Here is a 25,170-nt window from a genome sequence, read left to right as displayed (position 1 = left end):
GGGCGGTGGGCGGCTCTGGGAGGTCGGCCCGGAGCCGCCCACCGGTGGTCGTCCCCGGCTGTGCCGCGGAACGGTTTGGGTTCAGTCCTCGCCGTTGTCCAGGGCGCTGTCGGGGATCCAGGAGCCGTGGATCCCGGCGGTCACCCGGCGGGGAAGGTGGACGGTGGCGATCCGGTCGAGGCCGGCGGCGTCCAGGACCAGCAGCTGCGAGGCGTCCTGCTTGAGGTCGGAGATGACGGTGAGCAGGTAACCGTCGTCCTCGTTTGTGGCGCCGGCCGCGGGGACGAACACCGCTTCGCTGGGCAGCCGCGCGTCGCCGACCTGGTGGATGCGGCGGGCGCCGGTGGTGCGGTCGTACTTGACGACGCCGTAGCCACCGAACCCTTCCTGGTCGGGGAAGGACACCGCGTACTGGTAGCGGTGCTCGGCGCCCAGGTAGTTCTCGTTGAGGGTCGGAAACTCCACGGCGAGGTCGTCGATGATCCGCTCGTCGACGGTGCCGGCCGCAGTGTCGATCACCCAGCGGCGGGTGTAGGAGCGGGTGTTGGGCTCGGTTCCCCGCTCGGGCGCGCCGACCCACCAGTTCCAGGAGAGCTGGAACCCTTCGCGGTCCACGGTGGGGCCTTCCAGGACGATGCGGCCCTGGCCGTCCTCGTAGGCGTTGGCGACGTGCAGCATGTTGCCGGGCTCTATGGAGAACCAGCGGACGTGCCGGGCACCATCGCCTGTGCGGGGCATGACGCCGATGCGGGAGGGCTGCCGGTCGCTCCAGCCGTAGGGGATGCCGGAGTGCTCGGCGGGGTCGAAGGTGACGTTGCCCTCGATGAAGACGACATGGCGGCGGGTGATGGCGAAGTCGTGCTTGAGCGAGGCGGTCGCGCCCGGTATTTCGGTGCTGTGGACGATCTCGCCCTTGGCGTCGGAGACGTGGTACACGAGGTAGGGCGGGAACGGCGAGGAGCCGAAGAAGTGGAGTTCCCCCGTCACCGGGTCCTCCTTGGGATGTGCGGTCATGGCCGTGCGCAGCCGGCCGTTGAAGTCATGGGCCCCGACCGTCTCCAGGTCCGGGGTGAGCTCGAACGGGAAGTTCGCCTCGCACAGGGCGAGCAGTCGTCCGGCGTGCTCGATGACGTGGGTTCCGGCGGTGCTCGCGGTCAGGTCCGGGCCGCGCTCGGTCATGTAGGGAGCGCCGTCCAGGGCGGGGGTGTGCACCCAGCGGTTGCGGTACCACTCGGCGCGGCCCTCGCGGAGCCGGATGCCGTGGACCATGCCGCTGCCCTTGAACCAATGGGTCGGTGTGACGCCGGGCTTCGGGTTGTGGCTGTTGCGGATCAGCCGGCCGGTCAGTTCGGGGGGCAGGGTGCCCTCGACGGTGAGGCCGGTGGCGGTGATCTCGTCGGTGACGGGGGTGTAGTGGCCGGTCAGATAGGGAGTGCTGCTCATGCTCAGGTCCTCGGATTTCGTCGTCGTTGTCATGCGTGGTGTGTTTTGCGCGCTGTGATGAGGGCGCCTCAGGTCGACTGCTCGGCACGGGCCTTGAGGCATTCGAGCCAGCTCTCCAGGGAGGTCCTCAGAGCCGTGGCGAGTTCGTCGGCCGCTGCGTCGACGGGATCTCCGCTCCAGGACTCCTCGGTGTGGACGACGACGTGGTCGCCGGTCCGCTCGAAGGTCCATGCATGGATGCCGACGATGCCCTCGACGGTCCCGCCCCAGACGATCCGCTGTCCGGGGAGGAGTTCGTGGATGGTGGAGGTGATGTTCATCCCGTGGGTGCGCCAGGTGAAGTCGGTGCCGACCGCCGCCGGTCCGCCGAGCCTGGCCTGGTCGATGTCGGCGTTCCAGACCGGCCAGTTGTCGATGTCGGTGTGGAGCGACCAGACGGTGGCGAGCGGGGCGTCGATGACCGTCGTCACGCTGACGACGACGGGCGCGGTGGAGTCAATGGTGTGCATGTGATGGCCTCATCAGTGGTGGTGGATCGGGTTGCGTCGGGTTGGCTGTTGGATCCGGGATCAGGCGGTGGGTGCGCAGTGGGGCGCCCGGTCCTGTTGGGGCGGCGTCGTGGAAGTGGCCGCGGTGGGCGGGAGGATGCCGCGGGTACTGCGCCTGTGACGGGTGAGCGGCAGCGCGAGGAGTGCGGCGGCGGCCAGAACCGCGGACGAGACGGAGAAGGCGGCTCGGTAACCGGCGCTGAGCGCCTCCACGTGGGGCTGGTGGATGGATGCCTGGGCGGTGACGGAGCCGGCCAGGGTGGCCAGGGCGGCGAGACCGATCGCGCCGCCGACCTGGCGGGTGGTGTTCACCAGCCCGCCGGCCAGACCCGCGTCCTGTGGCGGGACACCGTCCACGGCGAGTGCGGTGAGCTGGACGAAGGCGATGCTCAGGCCGAGTCCGACGAGGATGCTCGGACCGAGGACGTCGACGAGGTAGCTCCCGTCGGCGCTGAGCCGTGACAGCCACAGCAGTCCGGCGGCCTCGGTGAGCAGGGCCGCGGTCACTGTCGCGGTGCCGCCGATGCGCCGGGAGATGCGAGGTGCGACGGCGGCGCCGAGCATATTGGCCACGGCAAGCGGGAGTTGGCCCGCTCCGGTGGCCAACGGGCCCATTCCGAGGACCTGCTGCTGGTAGAGCGGCAGGAAGAAGAAAAGGGCGATCCACACGGACCCCAGAAGGGCCATCAGCAGGTTTCCCGCGGCGACGCGACCGGTGGTGAGCAGCCGCGGGGGTATCAGCGCGTTCGGCCGGCGGATCTCGATCACGGCGAAGGCCGCGAGCAGCGTGCCGGCACCGGCGAGGGCACCGAGCACTCGGGCATCCGTCCAGCCGGTGCCGCGTGCGGTGGTCAAGCCCCAGACCAGGCAGGTCAGGGCGACGGTGACAGTGGCGGTGCCCAGGAGGTCGAATCGCGCGGACTCCCGAACGGCAGCCTCTGGCACGAGGACCGCCACGGAGACGAGGACCAGCACCGCCCCGAGCGCGACGGAGTGGAAGATCCAGGGCCAGCCCCATGCCTGGGTGAGTACGCCGCCCAGCAGGACGCCTCCCGCTCCTCCCGCGCCGGAGACCGCGCCCCACACGCCCAGGGCTCTGCCGCGGCCGGCGCCGGAGGGGAACAGGCCCATTGCCACGGCGAGTGCGGCCGGGGCGATGGCGGCGGCGCCGAGCCCCTGAACCGCGCGGGCTGCGATCAGGACGCCCGTGGAGGTGGCCAGTCCAGCTGCCAGTGAGGCCCCCGCGAACAGCGCGAGGCCGGCGATCAGCACCCGGCGGCGACCGAGGAGGTCGGCCGCCCGCCCCCCGGCCAGAAGCAGTGCCCCGAACGCCAGGCCATAGGCGTTGATCACCCAGGTGGTGCCGTCGGCCGACAGGTTCACCCCGGCACGGATCTGCGGCAGCGCCACGTTCACGATCGAGGTGGCGAGCATGACGGTGAACTGCGCGGCGGCGAGCGCCGCGAGCACCGCCCCTGGCCGGCGAGCGGGGGATGCCTGGTCCTTCGTGCGTCCAAGGTTCATGGCGCACAGCCTCATGTCGGGCGGTGTCCACTTTCCATGCCCTGCAGGGGCGCTGACTGTCCAGTCCTGTCCGCACCTGTCCACGAGGAGCCCTGCCCCGGATGCACGCCGGCGCGAGTGCTCAGCCCTCCATGGCTCCGGATCCACGCACGGCATCACGGACGAGCCCGCACGACACGACGGCCCGGTCCTCTCCTTCTCCGCCGCTGCGTCGCCCGGATCGCCATTGAGGGAAGCACCGGCTTGCGAACCCCTCGCCGGCATCTTGATCAGGTCAGCCAGGTGATCCGGGCCGCGCGACGAAGCGGGTGAGTTTCTCGGCGGCGCCGCGCGGCAGTTCGGCGACTGCCGCCTCCGGCAGAGTCGTGATCACGGCGCGCAGCCGCGCGGCGAGGTCCGGCAGCGCCGCCCAGGCCGAGGCCGGGGCTTCGACCGCCGCCAGCAGCAGATCCCCCTCGTAGAAGTATGCGTCCAAGAGCGGCGCCTCGAGCAGCAAGCGCACCGCGAGTGGCAGGACGTGCGGCAGGGCCACCCGCTGCGAGATGAGCGTGCGCAGATCCGCCGGGCGGAGTTCGCTCAGCGGCACACACCGCAACTCATGCACCTTGCGGACCAGGTGGGTCGCGTCGACGGCCGGGGCCGTCCAGCGGGGCGGGTCCAGCTCGTCGAGGGTGCGGTCGAGGTGCAGCAGGCGGTCCATGGGTTCATTCTCGGCCCTGAACCGGCAGGGTCCGCTGCGCCGGCCGCCGCCCCAGGTGGCAAGTGGCCACGGCGGACGGGCGAAGGTCAAAGTGGCACAGGCAGGCCCCGCGTCGTCCGGTGCCGTGCATCGTGAGGCAGAGGTCCGGTCGAGTACTGGACGTACTTGGGCGGTGCGACGATGAAGCGAGGTACGGCGCAGGCCAGGCGGGACTTTGACGAAAGAACCTGGCGGGTCCCCTGCTACCCGGGGAGGCGGAAGCCGTTGAACAGGTCGTCCATGCCGCGCAGGGCCGGGCGAGCAGGCGTGACACGGACCGCGAGGTCGCGGGCCGCTGCCGCGAGCGGGTTACGGAGGGCGCCCAGGCGGCCGACCCGGCGGGCGCGGACCCTGGACCCTGGTCCTCTCCGCGTGGGCGAAGGTGAACCGGGTCCGGCGCGTTGGCTGTTGTTCTGCAGCCCGGTCAGCTACTGGGGTGCAGTACGGCGTTGGCCTCGACGACAAAGGCGTCGCAGGCATGCTGGGCGGTCTCACCGCGTCTGAGCATGTCGGCTCTGTCAGAGGTGCGTACGATCGCGCTGGTCAGTTCAAGGACCGTATTGGCCTGATCGGCGAGCTGTTGCACGTCTGCCCGGCTGCTGGCGAGCCTGAGGCGGCAGGCGCTGCTGCGGGTTTCGACATGGAGCCGGTAGGACTCGGCCCGGGCGACAGCGGCTGCTTCTCCGTCAGGGTCTTCGTCATGGCGTGACCAGCGGTCGAACTGGGCCCGGCGGTAATCCTCGGCGAGGCCGATGAAATTGGCGCAGGTGTCAAACAGCCGCTCGTGCTGGAGGTAGGTGCGGGCGCGTCCCTCGGCTCGGCTGGTGGCCTTTTCCTGGAAACGGTGTGCTGTCACAGAGCCGAGCAAGGTGCCTATGACGGCCAAGGCGCCGGCGATGATCCCCTCCACGGCGACAGACCACCACACGGACGGGTGGCCGCGCGAGCCGCATTTCGGTCATTTGCACTGATCAAAGCTGTGCAGGGAGGGGCGGAGCGTGATTGAGGCTCGTTCCTCGGCCCGTACGGGCCCCTACGTGCGGGGCTGACGATCGGGGGAGCTTCCGGACGGGTTGTGGGAGGTCACCGAGCCGCTGGTCCCACTGTCGATGGTTCGGCCACAAGGTCATACAAAGGCCGAGGTCAATGACCACCTGGACGCTCTGGTGGTCGCTGACGCTTCTGATGGTCCGTCAGTTGACGGAGGGGTACGGGGAGCGGCCCCGGATGATCGTCCTAGGCTGCCCGCCATGGCTACCACTCTTCCTGACCCGCGCGCCCTGGTCGCTGACCCTCACGCGGCGTACGCCCGGCTTCGCGAGGCGGGGCCGGTGCACCGGGTCACCGGGCCGGACGGGCTGCCGGTTTGGATCGTCACCCGCTATGCCGACGTGCGGCAACTCCTGGCCGACCCGCGGCTTTCCCTGGACAAGGTGTACCGGCTTCCCGGCAACTACCGAGGCTTCTCGCTTCCCCCGGCCCTCGACCGCAACCTGCTGAACATGGACCCGCCGGACCACACCCGGATCAGGCGCCTTGTCAGCAAGGCCTTCACGCCCGGCCGGGTGGAGCGGATGCGTCCGGGCGTGCAGACCTTGGCCGACCAGCTGTTGGAGGGCGTAGCCGGCCGGGGGCGCGCCGACCTTGTCGCGGAGTTCGCTGCGCCGCTGCCGATCGCCGTCATCTGCGACCTGCTGGGCGTGCCGCACGACTCGCGCCGGGACTTCCGGGCCTGGACCGATGCGTTGGTCGCCCCGGATCCCGAGAATCCCGGCGCGGCGAAGCAGGCCGTGCCCGCCATGCTGGCGTACTTCACCCAATTCGTTGCCGAGAAACGGCGCACGCCGGGCAACGACCTGCTGACGGATCTGATCGACGTGCGCGACGAGGGTGACAAGCTCAGCGAGGACGAGCTGACATCACTCGCGTTCCTCATGCTGTTCGCCGGCTACGAGAACACGGTGCAACTCATCGGCACCGCTGTGCTGGCGCTTCTTGACCACCCGGAGCAACTGGCCGCGCTCCGCGACGACCCGGCCAAGGTCGAAGGCGCAGTGGAGGAGTTCGCCCGCTACGACGGTCCGGCGCTTCTTGCCATTCGCCGTTTCCCTGTCGAAGACGTGGAGATCGACGGGGTGACGATCCCGGCCGGGGAAACGGTGATGCTGTCGCTGGCCTCCGCCAACCGTGATCCCGACCGGTTTCCCGACCCCGACCGTCTCGATGTGGACAGGCGGGACGGTGGGCACCTGGCCCTCGGTCACGGCATCCACTACTGCGTCGGCGCCCCTCTGGCACGGCTGGAAACGCAGATCGCCGTGAGTGCGCTGCTGCAGCGGTTCCCCGCTCTGGCGTTGGACGTGCCGCGCGACGAGTTGAGGTGGCGGCCGTCGATGCGTGCCCGCGGACTGGTCGCGCTGCCCGTGAGGTTCTGACCGCGAGTGCCGGTAGCTGCATCGACAGGCTGTCCGCGTCCCTCCCGCGGGCGCTACGAGTCCCGGGCGGGGCCTTCGCTCCTCCCGGCTCCCCGAGGGAGGGCCGAGGCCGCGGTTGACCCCGTCATACGGCCGCCGAGACGCCTCGCCTGGCCGCGGAGGCCACGTGGTGGCGGGTGACACGGGCGACCTCGTCCCAGAACGGCTTGGCGGTCAGATACGCGCCGAGTACGGACAGGAAGCCCAGGGAGACGTCCACACTGAGCCGCCCCTGCTTGTCCCAGTAGACGTCGCTCAGGTCCAGCAGCAGGGCGAACTCATCCGTGATCAGAGCTGTTCCGGCGCCGTAGGCAGCCGCGACCGCGGGGTGCCCGATGGCCCGTTCGTCGCCGCGTACGGCGACCAGGCCGACGCCGGCGAGGGTGGCGATGCCGAGGTTGTAGTGGTGCAGGTGTTGGCCGCCGGCCGAGATGTTCCCCCACGGCAGCCACCCGCCCCGGATGCCGTGCGTGATCAGCCGCACGACGCCCCATGTCGTGCCGAAGGAGATCCACGTGACGATCAGCGACCGTTTCGTGGGGGTGAGGTTCCGGTCCGCCGACTCGCGCCATCGCTCGACGATCCGCGGCCTGACCCGGGTGTGCTGCCGTGAGGTGTCAGGGCGACTCACGTGGACCTCTCGCCGAGGGAATACGCTGCTGCCGTGGCAACGGCGTTCATGGAGAAGGTGCAGGAGCTGCCTCGGCCGCACAAGGCAGTACCGTCGCGGTCGAGAGCGTGCCGCACCACTCCAAGGCCGGCCTTCGTCGCCAGCGGTTCGGCGCGCATGCTGTACATCGGGCACCTCCGTCCGAACGCGGTAGTGGTCAAGCCCATGAGACGGCACCAGCACCCGAAATATCGCCCTAAACCCACCAAATGGGCTAAATCGGCACGAGTAGGTTCCCGCCCTGCTCAGGTTCCGCAGAGATCCAGCCGGCAGCCATCGCGTCCTGGGACGAGAAGGCTGCCGGCCGGTGTCAGCGGGCCCGCTACTTCATGGGGTCCAGGCCCTGGCTGCCCTTGCGGATCTCCTGCTCGCTCTGCTCCTGCATGCGGCGCGCCTTCTCCTGAAGCTTCTGGCGCTCCTGCGGGTCGGTGGCACGCTCCGCCGCTTCCTTCAGTTCCTGCGCCTTCGCACGCATCTGCTGGGCACGGCCGCCGGATTCACCTGCAACGCTCATGATCACTCCTAGAGATCGGGGGAGAGCGGGCCCCATCAGCGAAGCAGTGTCGCCGCGAACGCGCATATCGAACGGTCACCCGCCGCTATCCGCGCAGCTCCTGGCCCTCATCGCCAAGCCCTCGGTGGAGCAGCGTCGCCTTCGTTCCCTGGTTCGCCGTGGAAGCGGCGGGTGGACATGCCCGCACCGTATCGGTGCGGGCAAGGGCCTCGACGAACGCGGCGGAGGCCTCGGAAGGTGCCGAGTGGCGCTCCTGGACCACCGCGTAGACGCTGCGGTACGGGGGTTCACGCAGGCGGCGGACGGCCAGGTCGGGGCGGAGGGCCGGGAGGAGGAGAGCGGGTGCCAGGAGGACGCCGAGGCCGGCGGCCACGAATGCCCGTTTGCCGAGCCGGCCGCCGCACGGGATGTCGATGCGGGGCGTGAACCCGGCGCGGGCGCATGCCGCGGCGAGGGCGGAGGCCGAACCCGCGTAGTCCTCGACCCAGGACTCGTCGGCCAGTTCGGCGAGGTCGAGGTCCCCGGCGTCCGGGTCCGCGTTCGCCAGGCGGTGGCTGCTCGGCAGCGCGCACAGCAGTTCGTCGTCCAGGAGGTGGGTCGCGTGCAGGCCCTCGCGCGCCGGCAGGCCCGGCGGGTAGTCGGTGAGGACGGCGACGTCGAGTTCGCCGTCGAGGAGACGGGGCAGCAGACGCGGGGAGACGTCCTCGGTGAACTCGACGCGTACGGCAGGGCGTTCGGTCGTGAAGGCGGCCAGGGCCTTCAGGCTCGTCCGGGACACCTTGATCGAGTGCACCGGGTGATCTGTGTTCCGGACGGCCGGGCCAGGACAAGGGGTTCGGAGCGCATCGGACGCGACGTGTTCAGCCGCCCACGGCCTTCGCCCAGCCCCGTTCGACCGTCACCCTCGCCTTCTCCAGTTGCGCGTCCGTGGGGAACTGGGGCTCCCCCTCGACCGTCGGCAGTATTGCCGCGGCGGTCTCGTCGAGGGTGCCGTCCTCGCGCATGGTCTCCATCAGCACAGGGCGGGCGAAGCCCTTGAGCCGGAGGTTCTGGCCCGCCACGCTGAAGAGGTACTCCTGCCACAGGCGGGCTGCCGCCGGGTGCGGGGCGTTCCTGTTGACGGCCAGGGCGTAGTACTGGGCATAGCTGCCGTCGAAGGGGATGGCGACCCGCCAGTCCACGCCCTTGGCGCGGAACCGGTCCGCGTAGTCGAGGTTGACGTAGTCCCAGTCGATGCTGATGGGGGTCCTGCCGGTCTCGACCGCGGCCGAGGTGGACTCGACGGGGTTGAAGTTGCCTCGGTCGTTGAGCTCGGCGAAGAAGTCGAGGCCGGGGCGGATGTCGTCGAAGGACCCCCCGTTCGCGAGGGCGGCGGCGTAGACGCCGGCGAAGGCGGTGCTGGAACGGGTGGGGTCGCCGTCGAGCGAGACCTTCCCCTTGTACCGGGGGTCCAGCAGATCGGCGAAGGTCCGGGGGCAGGGCTTGACGCGGCCGGCGTCGCAGCCGATGGAGATGTAGCCGCCGTAGTTGTTGTACCAGCGCGCCTTGTCGTCCTTCTGGTTGTCAGGGATCGAGTCGTACGCGGCGACCCGGTACGGCGCGAGCAGGTTCTGCCGGGCCGCTGTCCGCGCGAATGTGTCCCCCACGTCGATGACGTCGGGGGCGTCGGCGCGTTTCCCGCTCTTCTTGATGGCGTCGATCTCGTCCTGGCTGGAGCCCTGGGGATCTGCGACCGTGACGTCGATCCCGTACTTCTTCTCGAAGCCGTCGATCAGACCGCCGTAGTTGGCCCAGTCCCGGGGAAGCGCGATCGCGTTGAGCGCGCCCTCTTTCATCGCCGCGGCGATCAGCATGCCCATGCCCCCCGCCTCCTCTGCGGAGGTGGCGACCGCCGGCTTCACGGGCGTGGCCTTCGGCGTCTCGGTGCAGCCGCTCAGGAGCAGGAGAGTGAGGCAGCCTGCGACGGCCGCTGTCCGGACACGAGGTGCAGTCACGATTGCTCCAGGACACAGGGGGTCAGGAACGAGCAAGGTCGGGAACCGGCCGCCCCGGCCGGGGGAGCGGCGGCGGGCCGGAAGCCGTGACCCGGCCCGTGGGGCGTGCCGGGCGAGCGTTCGTACGGCGACTTCGCGATGCCCCTCACCCTGCCGCGCCGTCCTGCTCCCGGCCTTCGCCGGAAAGCGCTTCCTCCTCGTCGAGCAGGATCTCGGCGAGTCCCTCCACCGACGGGCCGGCGCCGCCGTGGAGGGGCAGTTCGGCCCAGATGACCTTGCCGGTGGGCGTGTAGCGGGTGCCCCAGCGTTCGGTGAACCGGGCCACCAGGAAGAGTCCGCGGCCGCCCTCGTCGGTGACCTTGGCCCGCCGCAGTCGTGGCGAGGTGCTGCTGCCGTCGGAGACCTCGCAGATCAGGGCCCGGTCGCGGAGGAGCCGAACGGTGACGGGATCGGTGCCGTAGTGGATGGCGTTGGTGATCAGCTCGCTGAGGACGAGCTCGGCGGCGAAGTCGACCTGCCCGAGGCCCCATTGATGGAGCCGGCGGACGCAGGCGGCGCGGACCGGGGCGACCGCCGCCGGGTCGCGGGGCACCTGCCATTCGGCGATCCGGGTGGGGTCGAGCCGGTGCGTGCGGGCCACCAGCAGCGCGATGTCGTCCCGGGGCCGGTCGGGCATCATGGCCTCGACGACCGCGGCACAGGTGTCCTCCGGGGAGCGGCCGGGCCCGGCCAGCGCGTCGCGCAGGGCCGCCAGGCCGACGTCCAGGTCTCGGTCCCGGTCCTCGATCAGCCCGTCGGTGTAGAGGACCAGCCGGGACCCCTCGGGCACGGTCAGCTCGGCGCTCTCGCCGGGCAGTCCGGCCCCGAGGCCCAGCGGCGGGGAGATCGGCAGCTGGGGGAAGTCCACGGTCCCGTCGGGGTGGACCACCGCCGGCCCGGGATGGCCGGCGGTGGCGACCGCCAGCTGCCCGGAGGCGGGATCGTAGACGGCGTACAGGCAGGTCGCGCCGGTGATCCCCTGGCCTTCCCCGTCGGCGGCGCCCTCGTCGTTGTCGATCTGGGCCACCAGGTCGTCGACCCGGCCCAGCAGTTCCTCCGGCGGGACGTCCAGGACGGAGAAGTTGTGCACGGCGGTGCGCAGTCGGCCCATGGTGGCGGCCGCGTGCAGGCCGTGACCCACGACGTCACCGACGACCAGCGCGACCCGGGCACCGGACAGCGGGATGATGTCGAACCAGTCCCCGCCCACCCCGGCCCGGGCGGGCAGATAGCGGTAGGCCACATCCAGGGCCGTCTGCTCGGGCACCCGGCTGGGCAGCAGACTGCGCTGCAGCGTGACGGCCATGGTGTGCTCGCGGGTGTAGCGGCGGGCGTTGTCGATGCACACCGCCGCCCGGGCGCCCAGCTCCTCGGCGAAGGACACGTCCTCCTCCTCGAACGGCGGGGAGGCGTTCGCCCGCCAGTAGTGGGCCGTTCCGAGCACCACTCCCCGGGCGCGCAGCGGGACCACGATCAGGGAGTGGATACCGTGGTCCAGGACCCGGCGGGCGCGGTCGGGGTCCTGGGCCCGCCAGCCCTCGGAGGCGCTCAGGTCCTCCACCAGGACCGCTCGGCCGTCGGTCGCGCCCGCGGCCGCGGGGTGGGCGGCGACGAAGCGGATCAGCTTGCCGGCCGGGTAGAGGAGATGGTCCCCCTCCAGGCCGACGACGGCGGTGCGGCGCATCTCGGTGCTCACGCCGGAGGGCTCCTCGCCGTGCAGGACCGGGTCCAGGAGCTCGACGGTGACGACGTCGGCGAAGCGGGGGACCGCGACCTCCGCGAGTTCCTGGGCGGTGCGCGTGACATCCAGGGTGGTCCCGATCCGCACACCGGCGTCGTAGAGCAGTTGCAGCCGCTGGCGGGCCGTCTCGGCCCGGCCGGAGAGGGCCTGCAGCTCGGTGGTGTCCCGCAGCGTCACCACCCTGCTCGCCGGTCCCTGGGAGGCGGTGAACCGCTTGTTGACTGCGAGGAGCCGGTCGGCCGCCAGGTGCACCTCGTCGGTGGCCGGGCGATCGGATGTGAGCAGCTCGGCGAGGTCGGCGTTCTGCCCCAGCGCGCTCACATGGCGGTGTTCCGCGTCCTTCGGCAGGTCCAGCAGGCGGCGGGCCTCGTCGTTGGCCAGCAGCAGCCGGCCGTCGCCCCCGATGATCAGCACCCCTTCCCGTACGGCGTGCAGGACCGCGTCGTGGTGCTCGTACATCCGGGTCATCTCGGCCGGGCCCAGGCCGTGGGTCTGCCTCTGGAGGCGACGGCTCACCAGTGCCGACCCGCCCGCGGCGAGGGCGAGTGACCCGGCCGCGACCCCGAAAAGGACCGGCAGTTGCTGGTTCACCCTGTCCTGCACCTTTCCCACCGTGACGACGGAGGAGACGATGGCGACGACCGAACCGCCGGTGTCCCTGACGGGGACGGCCGAGATCACGGAAAGCCCCAGGGCCCCGTGGAAGGTTCTGGTGAAGGACTTTCCTGCCGCCGCTTCCGCGTAGGGGCCGATGACGTGCTTCCCGATCTGGTTCGGGTCGCTGTGGGTGAGGGCGATCCCGTCCTGCCGGTAGACGATGATGGCGTCGACGCCGGCGGCCCTGCGGACCGCCTCGGCGCTCGGCTGCAGCGCCGCGGAGGGGTCGGAACTCTCCAATGCCGTCAGGATCCCCGGTGATTTCGCGAACGTCTGGGCCGCGGTGAGCGTCCGGTGCCGGGCCTCCGCCATGCTGTCGCGGCGCGCCTGTACGACGAGGGCCACCAGCGCGGCGGCGACGACCAGCACCACGACCGTCAGTTGCAGCAGGAACACCTGGCCGGCGAGGCTGCGCACGCTCAGCAGGGAACGCAGACGCCGCAGCCACCGCCGCGCGCTCCACCGGCCGGGCGGCACGCCGTGCTTCGGTTCCTGCTGCTCCTGACGGCCTTGTCCCGGACGGTCCGGCCGACCGGACGCGTGATCACTCCCGGGCGACTTCGGCGATCCACGCCTGATTCGCCCAAAAAATTCCTGCATAGAACATTTCTATCGTTTTCGGCTACCGATCACGGGACGATCTGTGTGAGGGCCGGTCGCGGTGGAGCCGCCGGGCGTTTCGGCCCGCCGCGCCCGGACGGCGTCCGGCCTTCAAAGCCGGACGCCGCGAGTCGGGCGCGCGCGGTGTGGTACTGCCTGCAACTTTCAGCGGGGCAGCGGCTGTTCGCGCTGCCCGCCGCTCGCCGCCCGCCCCGGCCCCGTGCAGCGCCTGCTGCTCCGAGACCGGGCTCCCGCTCCCCGCGCCGGCGCCCACGGCTTCCGTCGCCGGCCGTCCCTTGCCGCCGCGTCCGGGCCGACGCCCGCTTCGGGACCGTCCGCTCGGGGATGCGTCCCATGCCCCACCGTGTCTGCGTTATGAGGGTGCCTGCCAGGGCCACGTCCGCGTCAGTCTCGGTTGCGCATGAGGACGTTGAACACGGCAAGGCCGACGAAGACCAGGACCGGGCGACGGGAGGAGTGCCTCTCAGAGCCTGACGACTCCTTCGCAGAGCACGAGAACCCCGATGGCGGCGATCACCACGGCCATCACTCCGGCTGCCCGCTTCTCCAACCACAGTCTGACCCTGCTCAGGGGGGCGAGGACCCGCTCGCCCAGCAGCACATGGAGCACCACGGGCAGGGCCACGGTGCTGGCGGCGCAGACGGTGAACACCGCGAAGGCCACCACGGCGTTCGTGGTCGGGGGCTCGGCCGCCCCGACCGCAAGGCCGGCGGCAGCGGAGAGAAGGAGAATCTTCGGGTTGGCCACCGAGAGCAGCAGTCCGAGCCGGAACGCCTTGGACGGGCTTGCATCGGCGAGAAGCCGCATCCAGCCCGGCGCCGCCCTGCCGTGCCTGGTCAGCCACTGCCGGAGCCCGAAGAGGATCAGAAGCGACCCCAGCACCACTCTGGCCCAGGCGACCCAGGCAGGCCCCTCCGCGGGACGCTGGACGACGGAAGCCAGCACGGCGCACGCGCCCGCGGGCACGACGATCCCGATGACCCAGCCGGCCAGGAAGGCACTGCTGGCCGCTCGGGGGCGGGGGGTGAACTGCATGAAGAGCGCGGGGATAAGAGTGAACGGCGACACGGCGATCACCGCCGCGAAGAACACGACCTCACCGGACGCCACGGGTACCGCCTTCTGCCGCCTTTGTCATACGTGTGTGCACGAACCAGCCGCCTTGTCGCGCGTGTGCTCGCCTGTGCCGGGTCGGGAGCTCCGGGCAGGGGCCCGGGCGATTTCCCCGAGGATGCCACACGGCTCGGTGGATCCGGCGGCGTCGCCCGCCGTGGATTTCCTCGTGCTCCCCGGCGTGCGGAAAGCATCGGCACCGTGACCAGTGTCAGCGTCACGATCACCAACGTCGCACCCTTGTCGAGACCCCAGCTGGGCTGGGGTCTTTTGCGTCTCGGGGTCACAGCGGGGAGCGGTTGCCTCCCTGTACGGCCACGCCTCGCCGCGTCGGTGGATGCTTCGCTCCGCCTGCCCCGATTTCGTCGCTGACACCCTTGTCACCAGCCCCGTGACCTGGTCTTGTGTACGCGGCAGCCGACGAGGGCCCTGCCGACGAGTTGCACGCGTCCGCGTGGCCGAGGGTGATGGGGAGCAGCGTGGAATCAGTGACCGGCCAGGACGTACGAGGCACCCTGCCCGACGGACTCGCGGACGCGATACGCAACACCGCCGAGGACATCGCCGCGCTGCTGCGCGGGGTCGCCGACACAGGGGCGCCGGTGCCCCGGTCGGAGTGGACCATCGGGGAGGCGGCGGCGCATCTGGCGCAGGCCAACGAGCTGATGGCCGACATCGCGGCCGGCAGCGAGCGCAGCCACGGCGACGGCACGCCGCAGAGCCTGGCCGAGGCCAATGAGCGCGCCCTCGCCGAGTTCGCGGAGCGCGGGGCCGAACCGCTGGCCGAGATGATCGTGGCGCAGGCGGAGGCGTACCTCACCGCGATGGACCAGGGCGGGACTGACGGGACCGTGCGCACTCCGCTGGGCGCGATGAGCCGGGTGGAGCTGGGCTCGTACCTGCTGACACACATGCTCGGTCACGGCTACGACCTCGCACGCGCGGCGGGCCGCCCGCACATGATCGACGCCGCCCGGGTGGAGCTCACCCTGCCCTTCATGATCACGGCCATGCCCCGGGTGACGAACCCCGCCGCCACGGCCGGCCTGAATGCCCGCTACCGGGTCCGCATGCGGGGCGGCGCCGGCTTCGGCGCCACGTTCACGGACGGTGCCGTCGTCGTGAGCAGCGACGCCCCGAGCCACCCCGACTGCACGATCCTGATCGAGCCGGTCACGTTCCTGCTGATGGCACTGGGCCGCTGCGAGCAGTGGGGCGCGATCGCCCGGGGTCGGGTGCTGGCATGGGGGCGCAAGCCGTGGCTGGCTCCCAGGTTCCCGACGCTGTTCACGGCGCCGTGAGCTCACCCGGGCTGTACTTGGCAGACTCCACCCATGTTCGATTTCGGGATCGCGGACTTCCGCCCGCTGTGGCTGAGCGGCCACAAGGCCGTCACGGCTGCCCACGCCGATCGGCTGCGTGGCCTCGTAGGCCGCACACTCACCCGCACCTGGCTGGTCTGGGACGTCGAGGACGACGAGTGGTTCTGCGACTGTCCCGTTCTGCTGGACTTCGCAGGTGAGCAGATTGAGATCAACCACTGGAAGTTCGACGATGTCTCGATCACCTGGAACGCGATCGATCCCCACGCGGCCGTCCGCTGGCCCGGCTTCGAGCTGCAGTGGCGCGAGAACCCGCTCACCGAGCTGAGGCGCTTGCAAGGGCAGACTCTCGAGAGCGTCGAACTCCTTGAGTTGACCGGGAAGGGCATGGCTCAAGGAGCGGTCGATGTCAGCTTCGTCTTCCCCCACGGGCGGGTCACTGTGTACAACGCCCTCGATGAGAACGGCCTGATGTTCGAGCCACCGGACGTGAAGCAACGGCGACACCCCCTCCGATGAGGCGCGGTCCGGCGGCGAGGTCACCGGCCGCCTCGACTGCCGTGACCCAGCAGGCTCACCGGACTTGTGCGGGGGATTCACCCCGCGTCGGTCGAGGACGGCTGGGCCACAATGCAGCCATGACTGATCAGGTCCGAACCCATGTACGCCCGCTCCTTCGCCGTCCTCAGGACGGCGAACTCATCGACGTCGCCGGTGTCGAGCATTTCTTCCGGCTCACCGCCGAGCACACAGACGGGCACTTCGCCTTCGAGGAGTTCAGCCTCGCCCCCGGCACCATCGGTGCCAGGCCACACGTGCACGAAGGACACGACGAGTACTTCTACGTCCTCGAGGGCGAACTGACACTCCACACCGGAGACGGCGAGGTGACGGTCGGCCCCGGGCATGTGCTCGCCGCCACCCGCGGCACCCCGCACGGCTTCCGCAACGCGGGCGCGGTCCCCGCACGTGCCCTGTGCCTCTACACTCCGGCCGGCTACGAAAACTACTTCCGCGACGTCCACGCCGCCGTGAGCGCCGGTGCCAAGGCGACCGACGAGCTCCTGGCCGAACTCCGCAGCCGTTACCGCACCAGCTCCTGCCCAACTCCCTCGGACATACCGCAGTAGCCTGCCGGCCGGACTGTGAGCGGAGACATGCACCGGGCTCGCCGTCAGGCGGTGAGCGCGCCGTGGCGCTCACCGCCTGACGGCGCCCGACCCGCACGCTTCGCACCGTGATAGGGGACGCCCTCGTCACCGCCACCCAGAAGGCAGGCTCCAGGTACCGACGTCCAGCCCGGACAGTGGAATTCGACCGCCAGGCCGGGTCGGCGCCCGCAAGCACCGCGAACACGGCTGCTGTCCACGCCCGCCAACTGCTGCGTGGTCTGCTGTCTTCCCTGTCCTCACCCCGCCGGTACCAGTACCGCCTCCTCCCCAGAGGCGACGCACGGGAGGCTGACCGCAGGCGCACCGGCCTGATCACGTCAGCTGGTACCGCAGCGCACATTGACACCTGACGGTCAGTCAGTAAACGTGAGGCGCATGGCAAAGCTGCCCGTGCGACTGCTCGGTGTCCTCATCCTCGTGACCGCGTCGCTGGCTGTGTCCGCGGCGGCCGGAGTCTCGTCGTCCGCCGCTGAACCGCCGCCCGGCCGGCTCTGGTTCGACGACCGGGCCGCGGCCTCGTTCACCGTCGAGGACGGCCGCTTCGTCGACGGTCTCGGCCGCGAAGTCGTCCTGCGCGGCTACAACGTCTCCGGCGAGACCAAGCTCGAGGAGAACGGCGGCCTCCCCTTCGCATCCGTCGCCGACGCCGAGAAGTCCGCGGCCGCGCTGCGCACCCTCGGCGGCGGAAACGCCGCTCGCTTCCTTCTCTCCTGGGCCCATGCCGAACCCGCACGCGGTCAGATCGACCACGCCTACCTCGCCGCCGTCACGGCGCAGATGCGTGCCTTCCTCCGGGCGGGCATCCGCGTGTACCCCGACTTCCACCAGGACCTCTTCTCCCGACACCTCTTCCACGGGGGCAGCTGGTACACGGGCGACGGAGCGCCCAAGTGGGTCGTCGAGGCGGGCGGTTACCCGCGAGAGTCGTGCGGGATCTGCCTTTTCTGGGGCCAGAACATCACCCAGAACCAGGCCGTGACGCGGGCGACATACGACTTCTGGCACAACAGGGGCGGCATCCAGGACGCCTTTTTGACCACGGCCCAGACCACGATGTCGTATCTCGCCGAGCACCTCACGCCCGCAGAGTTCGCGGGGGTCGTCGGCTTCGACCCGTACAACGAACCGCACGCGGGGACATACGACTCCGGCCAGAGCAGCCGCGCCTGGGAACGGGACCTGCTCTGGCCGTTCTACGAGAAGTTCCGCGCCCGGATGGACGCGGCAGGGTGGCACGACAAGCCCGCCTTCGTCGAGCCGAACCTCTTCTGGAACGCCAACCTCGACTTCCAGAAACAGGAAGGCGGCCTCCTCGACGCCGGATCGGCCCTCGGCCCGCGCTATGTTTTCAACACCCACTTCTACGACCAGAAAGCCATCTCCGGCATCTTCATGTGGGGCAAGGCGAAGGACGGCCAGTACGCCGGTGACTTCGGTACGGTCCGCGACCGCGCGGCGGGCGCCGGGACGGCGGCGATCGTCAGCGAGTTCGGCCACCCCCTCACCGGCACGGTCTCCGACAAGGCGCCCACGGTCCTGAAGGCCATGTACCAGGCCATCGACTCCCGTCAGCCCGGCGCGAGTTGGTGGTCACGCCCCCAGGACTCGGGAGCCGTCCTGTCCAGCACCCAATGGCAGTGGGACATCTACAACGGCCGCCACCACGAACTCATGAACGGCAACCCGGACAAGGTCCTGACGGCAGGCGATGCCTGGAACGACGAGGATCTGTCCGCGGTCCGCCTCGACGACACGGGCGCCCCGGTCCTCCGCCAGGACGCACGCCTCCTGGACCGCCTCTACCCGAGCGCCACCGCGGGCCGCGTGCTGGCCTTCACATACGAGGACCGCTCCCGCGACGGCTCGACCACCCTGACGTGGAACCCGGTCCCGGCCTCGCTGCCGCACGTCCGCGAGCTGGTGGGTTCGGGTCAGTACGGGCTGCTGCTGTGGCGCTCGGACGGCTCGGCGTCCCCGACGGAACTGCACCTGCCGGCATCCTTCGCGCCGGAGCGGACGACGGTCGTCTCGGATCTGGGGGCGCTGCACGGACTTCCGCCGTACGAAGCGGGCAAGCCGATTGCGGTGGCCCCCGAGCCGGGCGGCACAGGCAGCCGCCGCCTGCTCCTCACTTCGTCCGCCTCGAGTAACCTCCACTTCGCGCTGATAACCAACGGCACGACGGCCCCCTCACCGGACGCGCTTCAGTCGACACGCGCCGAACTGGCAGCGTGGGCCGCGAACGGCGGCTGAGTCCTCCGGGCGCTGGCCAATGGATCGGGCTACAAGCCGCCACAGATGCCGGTGGGGCCGGGGGAGCACTGCGGTGCGCCGCAGTCAATTGTCCGAACGCATCCTGCAGTGGCTCGCGTTCCGAGCAAGGTCACCTTGGCGGCGCATTACGCGCTGTTGCCGAATCGGCACCCCGCGATAGCCTGTCGCTGGTCGGTACAGCAGAAGCAGTGACGCACGAGGGGGATCGTGGAGCGGCGCGATGTGCGGGGCCACTACGAGGAGCTTGCCGCCGAGTACGACGAGCACTGGGTCTACGGGCCCGACTACATCCCGTGGATGTCCGCCCGTATCGCCGAGGCGCTGCGCCTCACCCCGGCCGACCGGATCGCCGACATCGGCTCCGGCACGGGCCTGTTCGCCCGCGAGGTCCTCAACGTGCTGCAACCCCGCCACCCGATCCTGTGCGTTGACCCGTCCTCCGCGATGCTGCGCCGGCTCGGCACACCGCCACCGGACGGCCTGACGCCCGTCGTCGCCTCTGCCGAGGACATCGCCGAGCAGCGCTGTGCCCTCCCGTACGAGCAGCTCGCCGCCCCGGCAGCGGCAAGAGCACCCTGCTGCGCTCCCTCGCTGTCGACTCCGAGACCCGCCGCTTCCGCTTCTACTTCGACCTCGGCCTCAAACCGAAGGACGAACCCTTCGCGGAGTACGCGGGCCGTCTCCTCGCCCCGTCGATGGCGGCCGAGGACCGCCCCCGTGCCTACGACCTCTTTCTCTACCTGATCCGCTCCGGCACCGCGCTCTGCGTCCTCGATGCCGTCGACGAGGGAGTCCAGGAACCGAGCCCCGCCGGCTTCCTGCGGCTCTTCGCGGATCTCGCGGCCGTCCTGTCCGCCGAGTCCGCGGTGGTCATGAGCTCACGGGTGTCGTTCCTGGCCGACTCGCCGCAGGTCCGCCAACTGCTGGACAGTGGCGCGGGCCGCTCCGAGCAGCTGGTCGAGCAGCTGTACGCCAATGGGGTCGACCCGGCGCTCGTTCCGCACTTCCATGTCGTGCGTCTCGCCGAACCCGACGCCACACCACTGGAGAAGCACCTCACCGCGGCACTCGACCTGCCCGGTGGCCGGCCGCTCGCCGACATCCTGGGCACCCACATCAACCGCATCCTTGCCGACGCGGGCCGACCTGATCTCGGGCAGCTCCTGCCTGAGGCGTTCGGCCGGGCCTTCCTCGCGGACCGGACGGTCTTCTCGCTCCTCGACCTGCACCGACTGCTCGGAGCATCGGCGTTCACGGACGGCCGCCTGGAGTTCGACGCTTGCGTACTCGCCCCGCTGCTGCGCCCGGCCGGGCCCGAACACGTCGCCTTCGTCCACACCGCCTACCAGGAACTCCTGGCCGCCCGCTATCTTGCGGAACCCGCGCACCGGGATGCGGCCGCCGAGATTCCGGGCAGCGCGTTCCTCACCGAGCAGGTCCGGGCCTTCCTTGCCGGGTCGCCTGCCGCACCCGCCGGTGAGGACTGCGTACTGCCCGCGGGGACGTATCTCGTCGGCCCAGCGGAGCGGCGCTGCTCCGCCGCGTGGACCGACCGGTGCGCTTCGACCGGAACGCCGTCACCGTCGGACGCTACCGCCGCTTCCTCGAAGCGCTGAACAGCGACGGCAGGTCCGCCTGGGACCACCCCGAACAGCCGGCCAACGTCACGCACCATCCTTGGACGGACCGCCTGCGCGTCCCCGACTACTACGAGAACCCGCGCTACGAGTCCCACCCGGCCGTCTGCGTCAGCTGGTGGAGTGCCTACGCCTTCGCCGCCTTCGAAGGCAAGCGTCTGCCGACGTCCCTCGAATGGGAGGCCGCCGCACGCGGCGGCGACGGCCGCCTCTTCCCCTGGGGCGACGAACCCGACGCCGCACGCGTCAACTGCGCGGACTTCTGGGTCGGCCGCCCGGTCGTCACCTACCAGGCCTGGTACCGCGACTTCGCCCAGGACGCGGTACGCCGCGCCGGGGTCACACCCGCCGACCAACGGGCTGGTAACAGCTCGCCGTTCGGCGTCGCCGACATGGTCGGCAACTGCTGGGAATGGACGTCCACCAGCCTCGGTGACGCAGGCGAAGGGGTGATCTGCGGCGGCAGCTACGACAACCCCATGCGGGCCGTGCAGACCGGCAGCAAGGGCCTCTACCGCAAACGCGGAGGCAGTAACGCGGTCGGCTTCCGCTGCGTCGAGGACGTCACCGAACCCCCGAGCACACAGAAGGCGGAACGATGAGCGCCGGGCCGCGCCACGGCACGATCGTCGACCGGCGGGCGAGTGGCGGAGGCCTCAACGGCAGCGTCGGTTCGTACACCGTCCAGGACGACGAGGACCAGCGTTACTACAGCTTCGACTACCGGCAGATCGTGACCGAGGGATTCCGTACGATTCGCACGGGGGAGCGGGTCCGCTTCCACATCTCCGCCGAAGGCTACGGCAGGGCGGAGTTCGTGATCCGACTCGACCAGCCCGACCCCTCGGAGTACTACGCATGACAGCTTCCACGCAGGCGCTCGACACTGTCACCGGCGCCCGCCAGGAACTGACCGTCGTCCTGCCCGTCCGGCTGCGGCACACACCGGACTGGGAGGAAGGCCCCTTCCCGTTCGAGCTGGGGAGCCGCCGCACCGACGCCGTGACACGGTCGACGTACTTCGCCCCCGCCTCCGCCCGCGTCCTGTACGGGGCGCCCGGTCGGCCCCGGCGATGGCATCAGCCGCTGGCGGTCGAGCACGACGGGCTGCGGCTGCTCGGCATGGAGCTCCTGCGCACGGCCACGGCCCGGAACCCTGATCATGCCCTGGCCGTACTGCACCTGAGCGTGGACCGGCCCCTGCTGCCCGTGCTGCGTGCCATAGCGACAAGGGGACCGGCCCCTGTGACCGCCCCGCTCTCAGGCCCCTTGGTCCCGTCCGAGCTTCTCGCGGGCATCGCCGAAGTACGGCACGGGGACGGACCGTTCGCGATTGCCCGCCCATACACAGTCGCCTTCATGACACCCGGCCCCGAACATACGCCGGTGCACCGCCTCGGACCCGAAGGAGAGCTGCCCGCCGGAGCCGACCGCTGGCTGTGGCAGCTGGCCTCCCGCTCGAACCCGGACGACTTCCCCCTGGCCCCCGAGACAGCCGCCGAGCAACTCGCCGGTGCCGGCCGCATCTCGGCCGACTGGAGTGCACTCGTACTGCGTCAGGGAGCAGCTTTCCTCGGCCACCGGTCCGACGCGGGTCCGGACGACTTCTTCGAGTTCGGCGCACTGCACTCGCGCACGGTCTACCTCGACGCACTGCTGCTCGGTTCGCTGCAGAGGGATCACATCGACGAGTTGACGGACGAACTCTCCGACGTCTTCGACTCGCCACGCCTCGCGCGCCGCGTGGCAGCCCTGGAGCGGAACATCGCCGTGTTCCGCAGCACCTATTGGCGCCAGCATCTGACTGCCCACGGCCCTGCGAACGAACTGCTGCTCGCCTTCCAGGACCAGCACCGCCTGCCTGCCCGCTTCGGCGAGATTCTCGCGGAAGCCGCCGACTACAGCCGACTCGTCCAGACACGCGAGAGCCTGCAGATCAGCGGCGCCCTCGGCATCCTGACCACCCTGGGCCTGCCGCTCGGAACAGCGATCGGCGTACTCCAGGTGCTCGGTGACGAGGCGCCCTCGCATCTGTTCCTGGCACTCGGCCTGTCCGTTCTTGCCACGGGAGCTGCACTCACGACCCGGTACGGACGGCTCGTGCTGTCGTCCCTGCGGGGTGGTGGGAAGCTCTGAGCGCCTCAGCCGCCGACCCTGGGACCGTGCCGAAATCCCGAGTGAGAACACGGGCCGCACCCCTGTTGAACGATCTCCAACCACAAATGCGTCGCCTGCCTGATGCGGGCCATCGGGCTCGCCGGTATGCGGCTGCGGTGCAAGCACCGCACCACGACCCGGACCGGGCCGCGGCGAAGGCCCCGGACCTGAGCGGCCGCGACTTCACCGCTGAGGCAGTGAGCACCAAGTACGTCGGGCAATATCACGTATCTCCCGCTGACCAGCGGGAAGTTCCTCCACCTGACCACCGTGATCGACCTCGTCTCCCGCCGCAACCCTGGCCCAGCCGCATAAACCGTGTCCAAAATCAATGGTCAAGCCCACGGCGGTTCGTGACACGCGCGGTGTCGACAAGGGGTGTACGCGCCGCAGTGGGTGGGCAGCGTCTGCTACCCGATGCAAGCCTCTGTTGCTCACGTCTCGCACAGGTATTCTTGATCACATCGTCATCGCGGCCCGACGGGCTTCCGCTCCACCTTGGTGGAGTCTCGAAGGACATGCCCCCACCCGCACGAGTCACTTCGTGCTGCCTGGGGGAAGTCCTTGTTGCTGCGTGCTTCAGCCACGTCGGTCGCGGCGATGGCGCTGGACAGCTCTCTGTTCCTTCACCTCACCGAGCAGTTCTTCCATATGCATGGTTACCGACCTGGCTCCTCCGAGGTCCGCTCCTGGGAGCGCAGCATCCCGACGCTGGTCAACGCCCTGAACGAAGCCGGCCTCGGGGACGTGGAGGTCATGCTCGAGTACGCGCTGCCGCTGAACAGCAAGCGGGCGGACGTTGTGCTGGCGGGCGTGCACCCGGTCACCGGGGAACCGTCGTACGTCGTGGTCGAGCTCAAGCAGTGGAGCCAGGCCACCCCTGACGAGGACGACCCAGCCCTATGCCGCATCGACGCCTACGCGCGCCCTGTCCTCAACCCCATCGAGCAGGTGCGGCGGTACTGCGAGTACCTCGTCAACTTCAACGGCGCGCTCGCAGGGCACCCCGAACGCGTTGCGGGCGTCGCCTTCCTCCACAACGCCACTGAGTTCGGTGTCACCGGACTGCGTGAGATCGAAGTCGACGACCGGGGCCAGCTCTTCACTGCTGAGCGCCGGGGCCAGTTCCTGGACCACCTCCGCACCAAGCTGAGCGACAGACACCCGGGCGCAGACGCGGCCGACGAACTCCTCGCCGGCAAGCCTGTCCCCTCCAAGCAGCTGATGGCCGTCGCGGCCGAAGAGGTCCGCGATCGCGAACAGTTTGTCCTGCTGGACGAGCAGCAGGTCGCGTACCGCATGGTGCTCAACGCCGTCAGCAAGGCGAAGCGGTCCGACCACAAGGAGGTCGTGATCGTCACGGGAGGACCCGGCACCGGCAAGAGCGTCATCGCACTCTCGCTGCTCGGAGAGCTCTACCGGCAGGGCGTCCCAGCCTTGCACGCCACCGGGTCCCAGTCGTTCACCAAGACGATGCGCAAGGTTGCGGGCGCCCGCAAGCGCGAAGTGCAGGACCTTTTCAAGTACTTCAACAGCTTCATGACAGCCGAAAAGAATACCCTCGACGTACTGATCTGCGACGAAGCCCACCGTATCCGCGAGACTTCCGCCAACCGCTACACCCCGGCCTCCCACCGTACCGGCCGGCCGCAGATAGAAGAACTGATCGACGTGGCTCGCGTTCCGGTCTTCCTCCTCGACGAGCACCAGGTGGTGAGGCCAGGCGAGATGGGCACGGTGGCCGAGATCAAGGCGGTCGCCGCGAAGAAGGGCTTCGCCTGCCATGTCGTCCCGCTGGACAGCCAATTCCGCTGCGGCGGTAGCGACGCCTACCTCCGGTGGGTGGTACGACTGCTCGGCCTGGAGCCGGGCGGCCCGGTCCGCTGGGAACCCGACGACCGTATGCAACTCCTGATCGCCGACAGCCCGGAGGAGGTGGAGGTGTTTCTCGAAGGCCGTCGCGCCCAGGGGTACGGCGCCCGTATGTCCGCCGGCTACTGCTGGCCTTGGTCGAAGGAGCCCAAGCCGGGGGACCCGCTCCCCGCGGATGTGGTGATCGGTGGCTGGACCCGCCCCTGGAACCTCCGTGGTGACCGTGCCGTCTCAGGCGCACCGCCGTCGGCCCTCTGGGCCACCGACCCGGCCGGATTCGGTCAGATCGGCTGCGTGTACACGGCGCAGGGCTTCGAGTACGACTGGTCCGGCGTCATCATCGGCCCGGACCTGGTTTGGCGCAGGGACAAGTGGGTGACCGACCGCACGGCCTCCAAGGACCCGGTGTTCAAGAAGTCCACGCCGGACGCAGACGTGGACCGCCTGATCCGCAACACCTACAAGGTGCTGCTCACACGCGGCATGGTCGGAACGGTCGTGTACTCCACGGACCCGGAGACGCGCGAGAAACTGAGGGAATTGGTGGGGGCTCAGCGTGAGGTCGCCGCGGTATGAGGTGGACGGGAGCGCATGAGGCAGCGGATTCCACACGCCGCGGCGCATCGTGAGTGGCCGTGGGGTACCTCTTGGGCACACG

22 protein-coding genes are annotated in these 25,170 nt (G+C 70.1%); 11 read left to right on the top strand and 11 right to left on the bottom strand.

Annotated elements, in window-relative coordinates; genetic code table 11:
- Window positions 1-81 precede the first annotated feature (81 nt).
- The 5 genes from OHS70_RS04775 to OHS70_RS04755 form a co-directional block, all read right to left on the bottom strand.
- Entirely contained in the window at window positions 82-1,443 is a 1,362-nt protein-coding gene (locus tag OHS70_RS04775) for a carotenoid oxygenase family protein (RefSeq protein WP_328393983.1), read from the bottom strand.
- A 68-nt stretch (window positions 1,444-1,511) separates the two neighbouring features.
- Window positions 1,512-1,952, bottom strand: coding sequence for an SRPBCC family protein (locus OHS70_RS04770; protein WP_328393981.1), 441 nt, complete (start codon window positions 1,950-1,952; stop codon window positions 1,512-1,514).
- A gap of 60 nt (window positions 1,953-2,012) precedes the next feature.
- Complete coding sequence (locus OHS70_RS04765; RefSeq protein ID WP_328393979.1) at window positions 2,013-3,515, bottom strand: MFS transporter; 1,503 nt, start codon at window positions 3,513-3,515, stop codon at window positions 2,013-2,015.
- A gap of 274 nt (window positions 3,516-3,789) precedes the next feature.
- Window positions 3,790-4,215 carry a contact-dependent growth inhibition system immunity protein gene (locus OHS70_RS04760; RefSeq protein WP_328393977.1) on the bottom strand — a complete coding sequence of 142 codons (426 nt, stop codon included), beginning with the start codon at window positions 4,213-4,215 and terminating at the stop codon, window positions 3,790-3,792.
- Window positions 4,216-4,678: 463 nt separating this feature from the next.
- Window positions 4,679-5,164 (bottom strand): hypothetical protein, encoded by a 486-nt coding sequence (locus OHS70_RS04755; protein WP_328393975.1) that lies wholly within the window; start codon window positions 5,162-5,164, stop codon window positions 4,679-4,681.
- A 340-nt stretch (window positions 5,165-5,504) separates the two neighbouring features.
- Between OHS70_RS04755 and OHS70_RS04750 the strand changes: the two genes are divergently transcribed.
- Window positions 5,505-6,689, top strand: coding sequence for a cytochrome P450 family protein (locus tag OHS70_RS04750; protein ID WP_328393973.1), 1,185 nt, complete (start codon window positions 5,505-5,507; stop codon window positions 6,687-6,689).
- A gap of 124 nt (window positions 6,690-6,813) precedes the next feature.
- Here OHS70_RS04750 and OHS70_RS04745 read toward each other — a convergent pair whose 3' ends face one another.
- From OHS70_RS04745 to OHS70_RS04720, 6 genes are all read right to left on the bottom strand, one after another.
- On the bottom strand, window positions 6,814-7,359 hold the full coding sequence (locus OHS70_RS04745; RefSeq protein ID WP_328393971.1) for a hypothetical protein: 546 nt from the start codon (window positions 7,357-7,359) through the stop codon (window positions 6,814-6,816).
- Between the two features lie 361 nt (window positions 7,360-7,720).
- Window positions 7,721-7,912, bottom strand: coding sequence for a DUF6381 family protein (locus OHS70_RS04740; RefSeq protein WP_328393969.1), 192 nt, complete (start codon window positions 7,910-7,912; stop codon window positions 7,721-7,723).
- Window positions 7,913-7,997: 85 nt separating this feature from the next.
- Window positions 7,998-8,705, bottom strand: coding sequence for a LysR substrate-binding domain-containing protein (locus OHS70_RS04735; protein ID WP_328393967.1), 708 nt, complete (start codon window positions 8,703-8,705; stop codon window positions 7,998-8,000).
- A 67-nt stretch (window positions 8,706-8,772) separates the two neighbouring features.
- Window positions 8,773-9,906, bottom strand: a complete 1,134-nt coding sequence (locus tag OHS70_RS04730) for an ABC transporter substrate-binding protein (RefSeq protein WP_443062561.1) — start codon at window positions 9,904-9,906, stop codon at window positions 8,773-8,775.
- A gap of 145 nt (window positions 9,907-10,051) precedes the next feature.
- Window positions 10,052-12,943 (bottom strand): SpoIIE family protein phosphatase, encoded by a 2,892-nt coding sequence (locus OHS70_RS04725; protein ID WP_443062560.1) that lies wholly within the window; start codon window positions 12,941-12,943, stop codon window positions 10,052-10,054.
- 484 nt (window positions 12,944-13,427) lie between these two features.
- Window positions 13,428-14,075 (bottom strand): GAP family protein, encoded by a 648-nt coding sequence (locus OHS70_RS04720; RefSeq protein WP_328393963.1) that lies wholly within the window; start codon window positions 14,073-14,075, stop codon window positions 13,428-13,430.
- 470 nt (window positions 14,076-14,545) lie between these two features.
- Between OHS70_RS04720 and OHS70_RS04715 the strand changes: the two genes are divergently transcribed.
- The 10 genes from OHS70_RS04715 (at window position 14,546) to OHS70_RS04670 (ending at window position 25,088) form a co-directional block, all read left to right on the top strand.
- Entirely contained in the window at window positions 14,546-15,379 is an 834-nt protein-coding gene (locus OHS70_RS04715) for a maleylpyruvate isomerase family mycothiol-dependent enzyme (protein ID WP_443062729.1), read from the top strand.
- 33 nt (window positions 15,380-15,412) lie between these two features.
- Window positions 15,413-15,919, top strand: a complete 507-nt coding sequence (locus tag OHS70_RS04710; protein WP_328393959.1) for a hypothetical protein — start codon at window positions 15,413-15,415, stop codon at window positions 15,917-15,919.
- Between the two features lie 119 nt (window positions 15,920-16,038).
- Window positions 16,039-16,530: a cupin domain-containing protein gene (locus tag OHS70_RS04705; protein WP_328393957.1), complete on the top strand. Its 492-nt coding sequence runs from the start codon at window positions 16,039-16,041 to the stop codon at window positions 16,528-16,530.
- Window positions 16,531-16,947: 417 nt separating this feature from the next.
- A complete protein-coding gene (locus OHS70_RS04700; RefSeq protein ID WP_328393955.1) occupies window positions 16,948-18,825 on the top strand; it encodes a cellulase family glycosylhydrolase in 1,878 nt (625 codons plus the stop codon).
- Between the two features lie 228 nt (window positions 18,826-19,053).
- Window positions 19,054-19,590 carry a class I SAM-dependent methyltransferase gene (locus tag OHS70_RS04695; RefSeq protein WP_328393953.1) on the top strand — a complete coding sequence of 179 codons (537 nt, stop codon included), beginning with the start codon at window positions 19,054-19,056 and terminating at the stop codon, window positions 19,588-19,590.
- Window positions 19,542-20,462: a hypothetical protein gene (locus OHS70_RS04690; RefSeq protein ID WP_328393951.1), complete on the top strand. Its 921-nt coding sequence runs from the start codon at window positions 19,542-19,544 to the stop codon at window positions 20,460-20,462. The genes OHS70_RS04695 and OHS70_RS04690 overlap by 49 nt, the downstream gene beginning before the upstream one ends.
- Complete coding sequence (locus OHS70_RS04685; protein ID WP_328393949.1) at window positions 20,402-21,085, top strand: formylglycine-generating enzyme family protein; 684 nt, start codon at window positions 20,402-20,404, stop codon at window positions 21,083-21,085. Before OHS70_RS04690 ends, OHS70_RS04685 begins: the two co-directional genes overlap by 61 nt.
- A complete protein-coding gene (locus OHS70_RS04680; protein WP_328393947.1) occupies window positions 21,082-21,345 on the top strand; it encodes a hypothetical protein in 264 nt (87 codons plus the stop codon). Before OHS70_RS04685 ends, OHS70_RS04680 begins: the two co-directional genes overlap by 4 nt.
- Window positions 21,342-22,619, top strand: coding sequence for a hypothetical protein (locus OHS70_RS04675; protein WP_328393945.1), 1,278 nt, complete (start codon window positions 21,342-21,344; stop codon window positions 22,617-22,619). Before OHS70_RS04680 ends, OHS70_RS04675 begins: the two co-directional genes overlap by 4 nt.
- 585 nt (window positions 22,620-23,204) lie before the next feature.
- Complete coding sequence (locus tag OHS70_RS04670) at window positions 23,205-25,088, top strand: DNA/RNA helicase domain-containing protein (protein WP_328393943.1); 1,884 nt, start codon at window positions 23,205-23,207, stop codon at window positions 25,086-25,088.
- The last annotated feature ends 82 nt before the right edge of the window (window positions 25,089-25,170 follow it).

Origin of the sequence: Streptomyces sp. NBC_00390 (genome assembly GCF_036057275.1) — a bacterium.
Classification (GTDB): Bacteria; Actinomycetota; Actinomycetes; order Streptomycetales; family Streptomycetaceae; genus Streptomyces.
The sequence above is the reverse complement of the archived record's forward strand: the minus strand, read 5'-3'. Positions and strand labels throughout refer to the sequence as shown.

Bases quoted from the DNA above. Each gene is read 5' to 3' on its own strand.
- OHS70_RS04715 (WP_443062729.1), top strand. From the start codon at position 14,546: ATGGGGAGCAGCGTGGAATCAGTGACCGGCCAGGACGTACGAGGCACC.
- OHS70_RS04690 (WP_328393951.1), top strand. From the start codon at position 19,542: ATGGCGGCCGAGGACCGCCCCCGTGCCTACGACCTCTTTCTCTACCTG.
- OHS70_RS04775 (WP_328393983.1), bottom strand. From the start codon at position 1,443: ATGAGCAGCACTCCCTATCTGACCGGCCACTACACCCCCGTCACCGAC.
- OHS70_RS04765 (WP_328393979.1), bottom strand. From the start codon at position 3,515: ATGAACCTTGGACGCACGAAGGACCAGGCATCCCCCGCTCGCCGGCCA.
- OHS70_RS04725 (WP_443062560.1), bottom strand. From the start codon at position 12,943: ATGCAGGAATTTTTTGGGCGAATCAGGCGTGGATCGCCGAAGTCGCCC.
- OHS70_RS04705 (WP_328393957.1), top strand. From the start codon at position 16,039: ATGACTGATCAGGTCCGAACCCATGTACGCCCGCTCCTTCGCCGTCCT.
- OHS70_RS04760 (WP_328393977.1), bottom strand. From the start codon at position 4,215: ATGGACCGCCTGCTGCACCTCGACCGCACCCTCGACGAGCTGGACCCG.
- OHS70_RS04770 (WP_328393981.1), bottom strand. From the start codon at position 1,952: ATGCACACCATTGACTCCACCGCGCCCGTCGTCGTCAGCGTGACGACG.
- OHS70_RS04675 (WP_328393945.1), top strand. From the start codon at position 21,342: ATGACAGCTTCCACGCAGGCGCTCGACACTGTCACCGGCGCCCGCCAG.
- OHS70_RS04700 (WP_328393955.1), top strand. From the start codon at position 16,948: ATGGCAAAGCTGCCCGTGCGACTGCTCGGTGTCCTCATCCTCGTGACC.
- OHS70_RS04710 (WP_328393959.1), top strand. From the start codon at position 15,413: ATGTTCGATTTCGGGATCGCGGACTTCCGCCCGCTGTGGCTGAGCGGC.
- OHS70_RS04750 (WP_328393973.1), top strand. From the start codon at position 5,505: ATGGCTACCACTCTTCCTGACCCGCGCGCCCTGGTCGCTGACCCTCAC.
- OHS70_RS04740 (WP_328393969.1), bottom strand. From the start codon at position 7,912: ATGAGCGTTGCAGGTGAATCCGGCGGCCGTGCCCAGCAGATGCGTGCG.
- OHS70_RS04680 (WP_328393947.1), top strand. From the start codon at position 21,082: ATGAGCGCCGGGCCGCGCCACGGCACGATCGTCGACCGGCGGGCGAGT.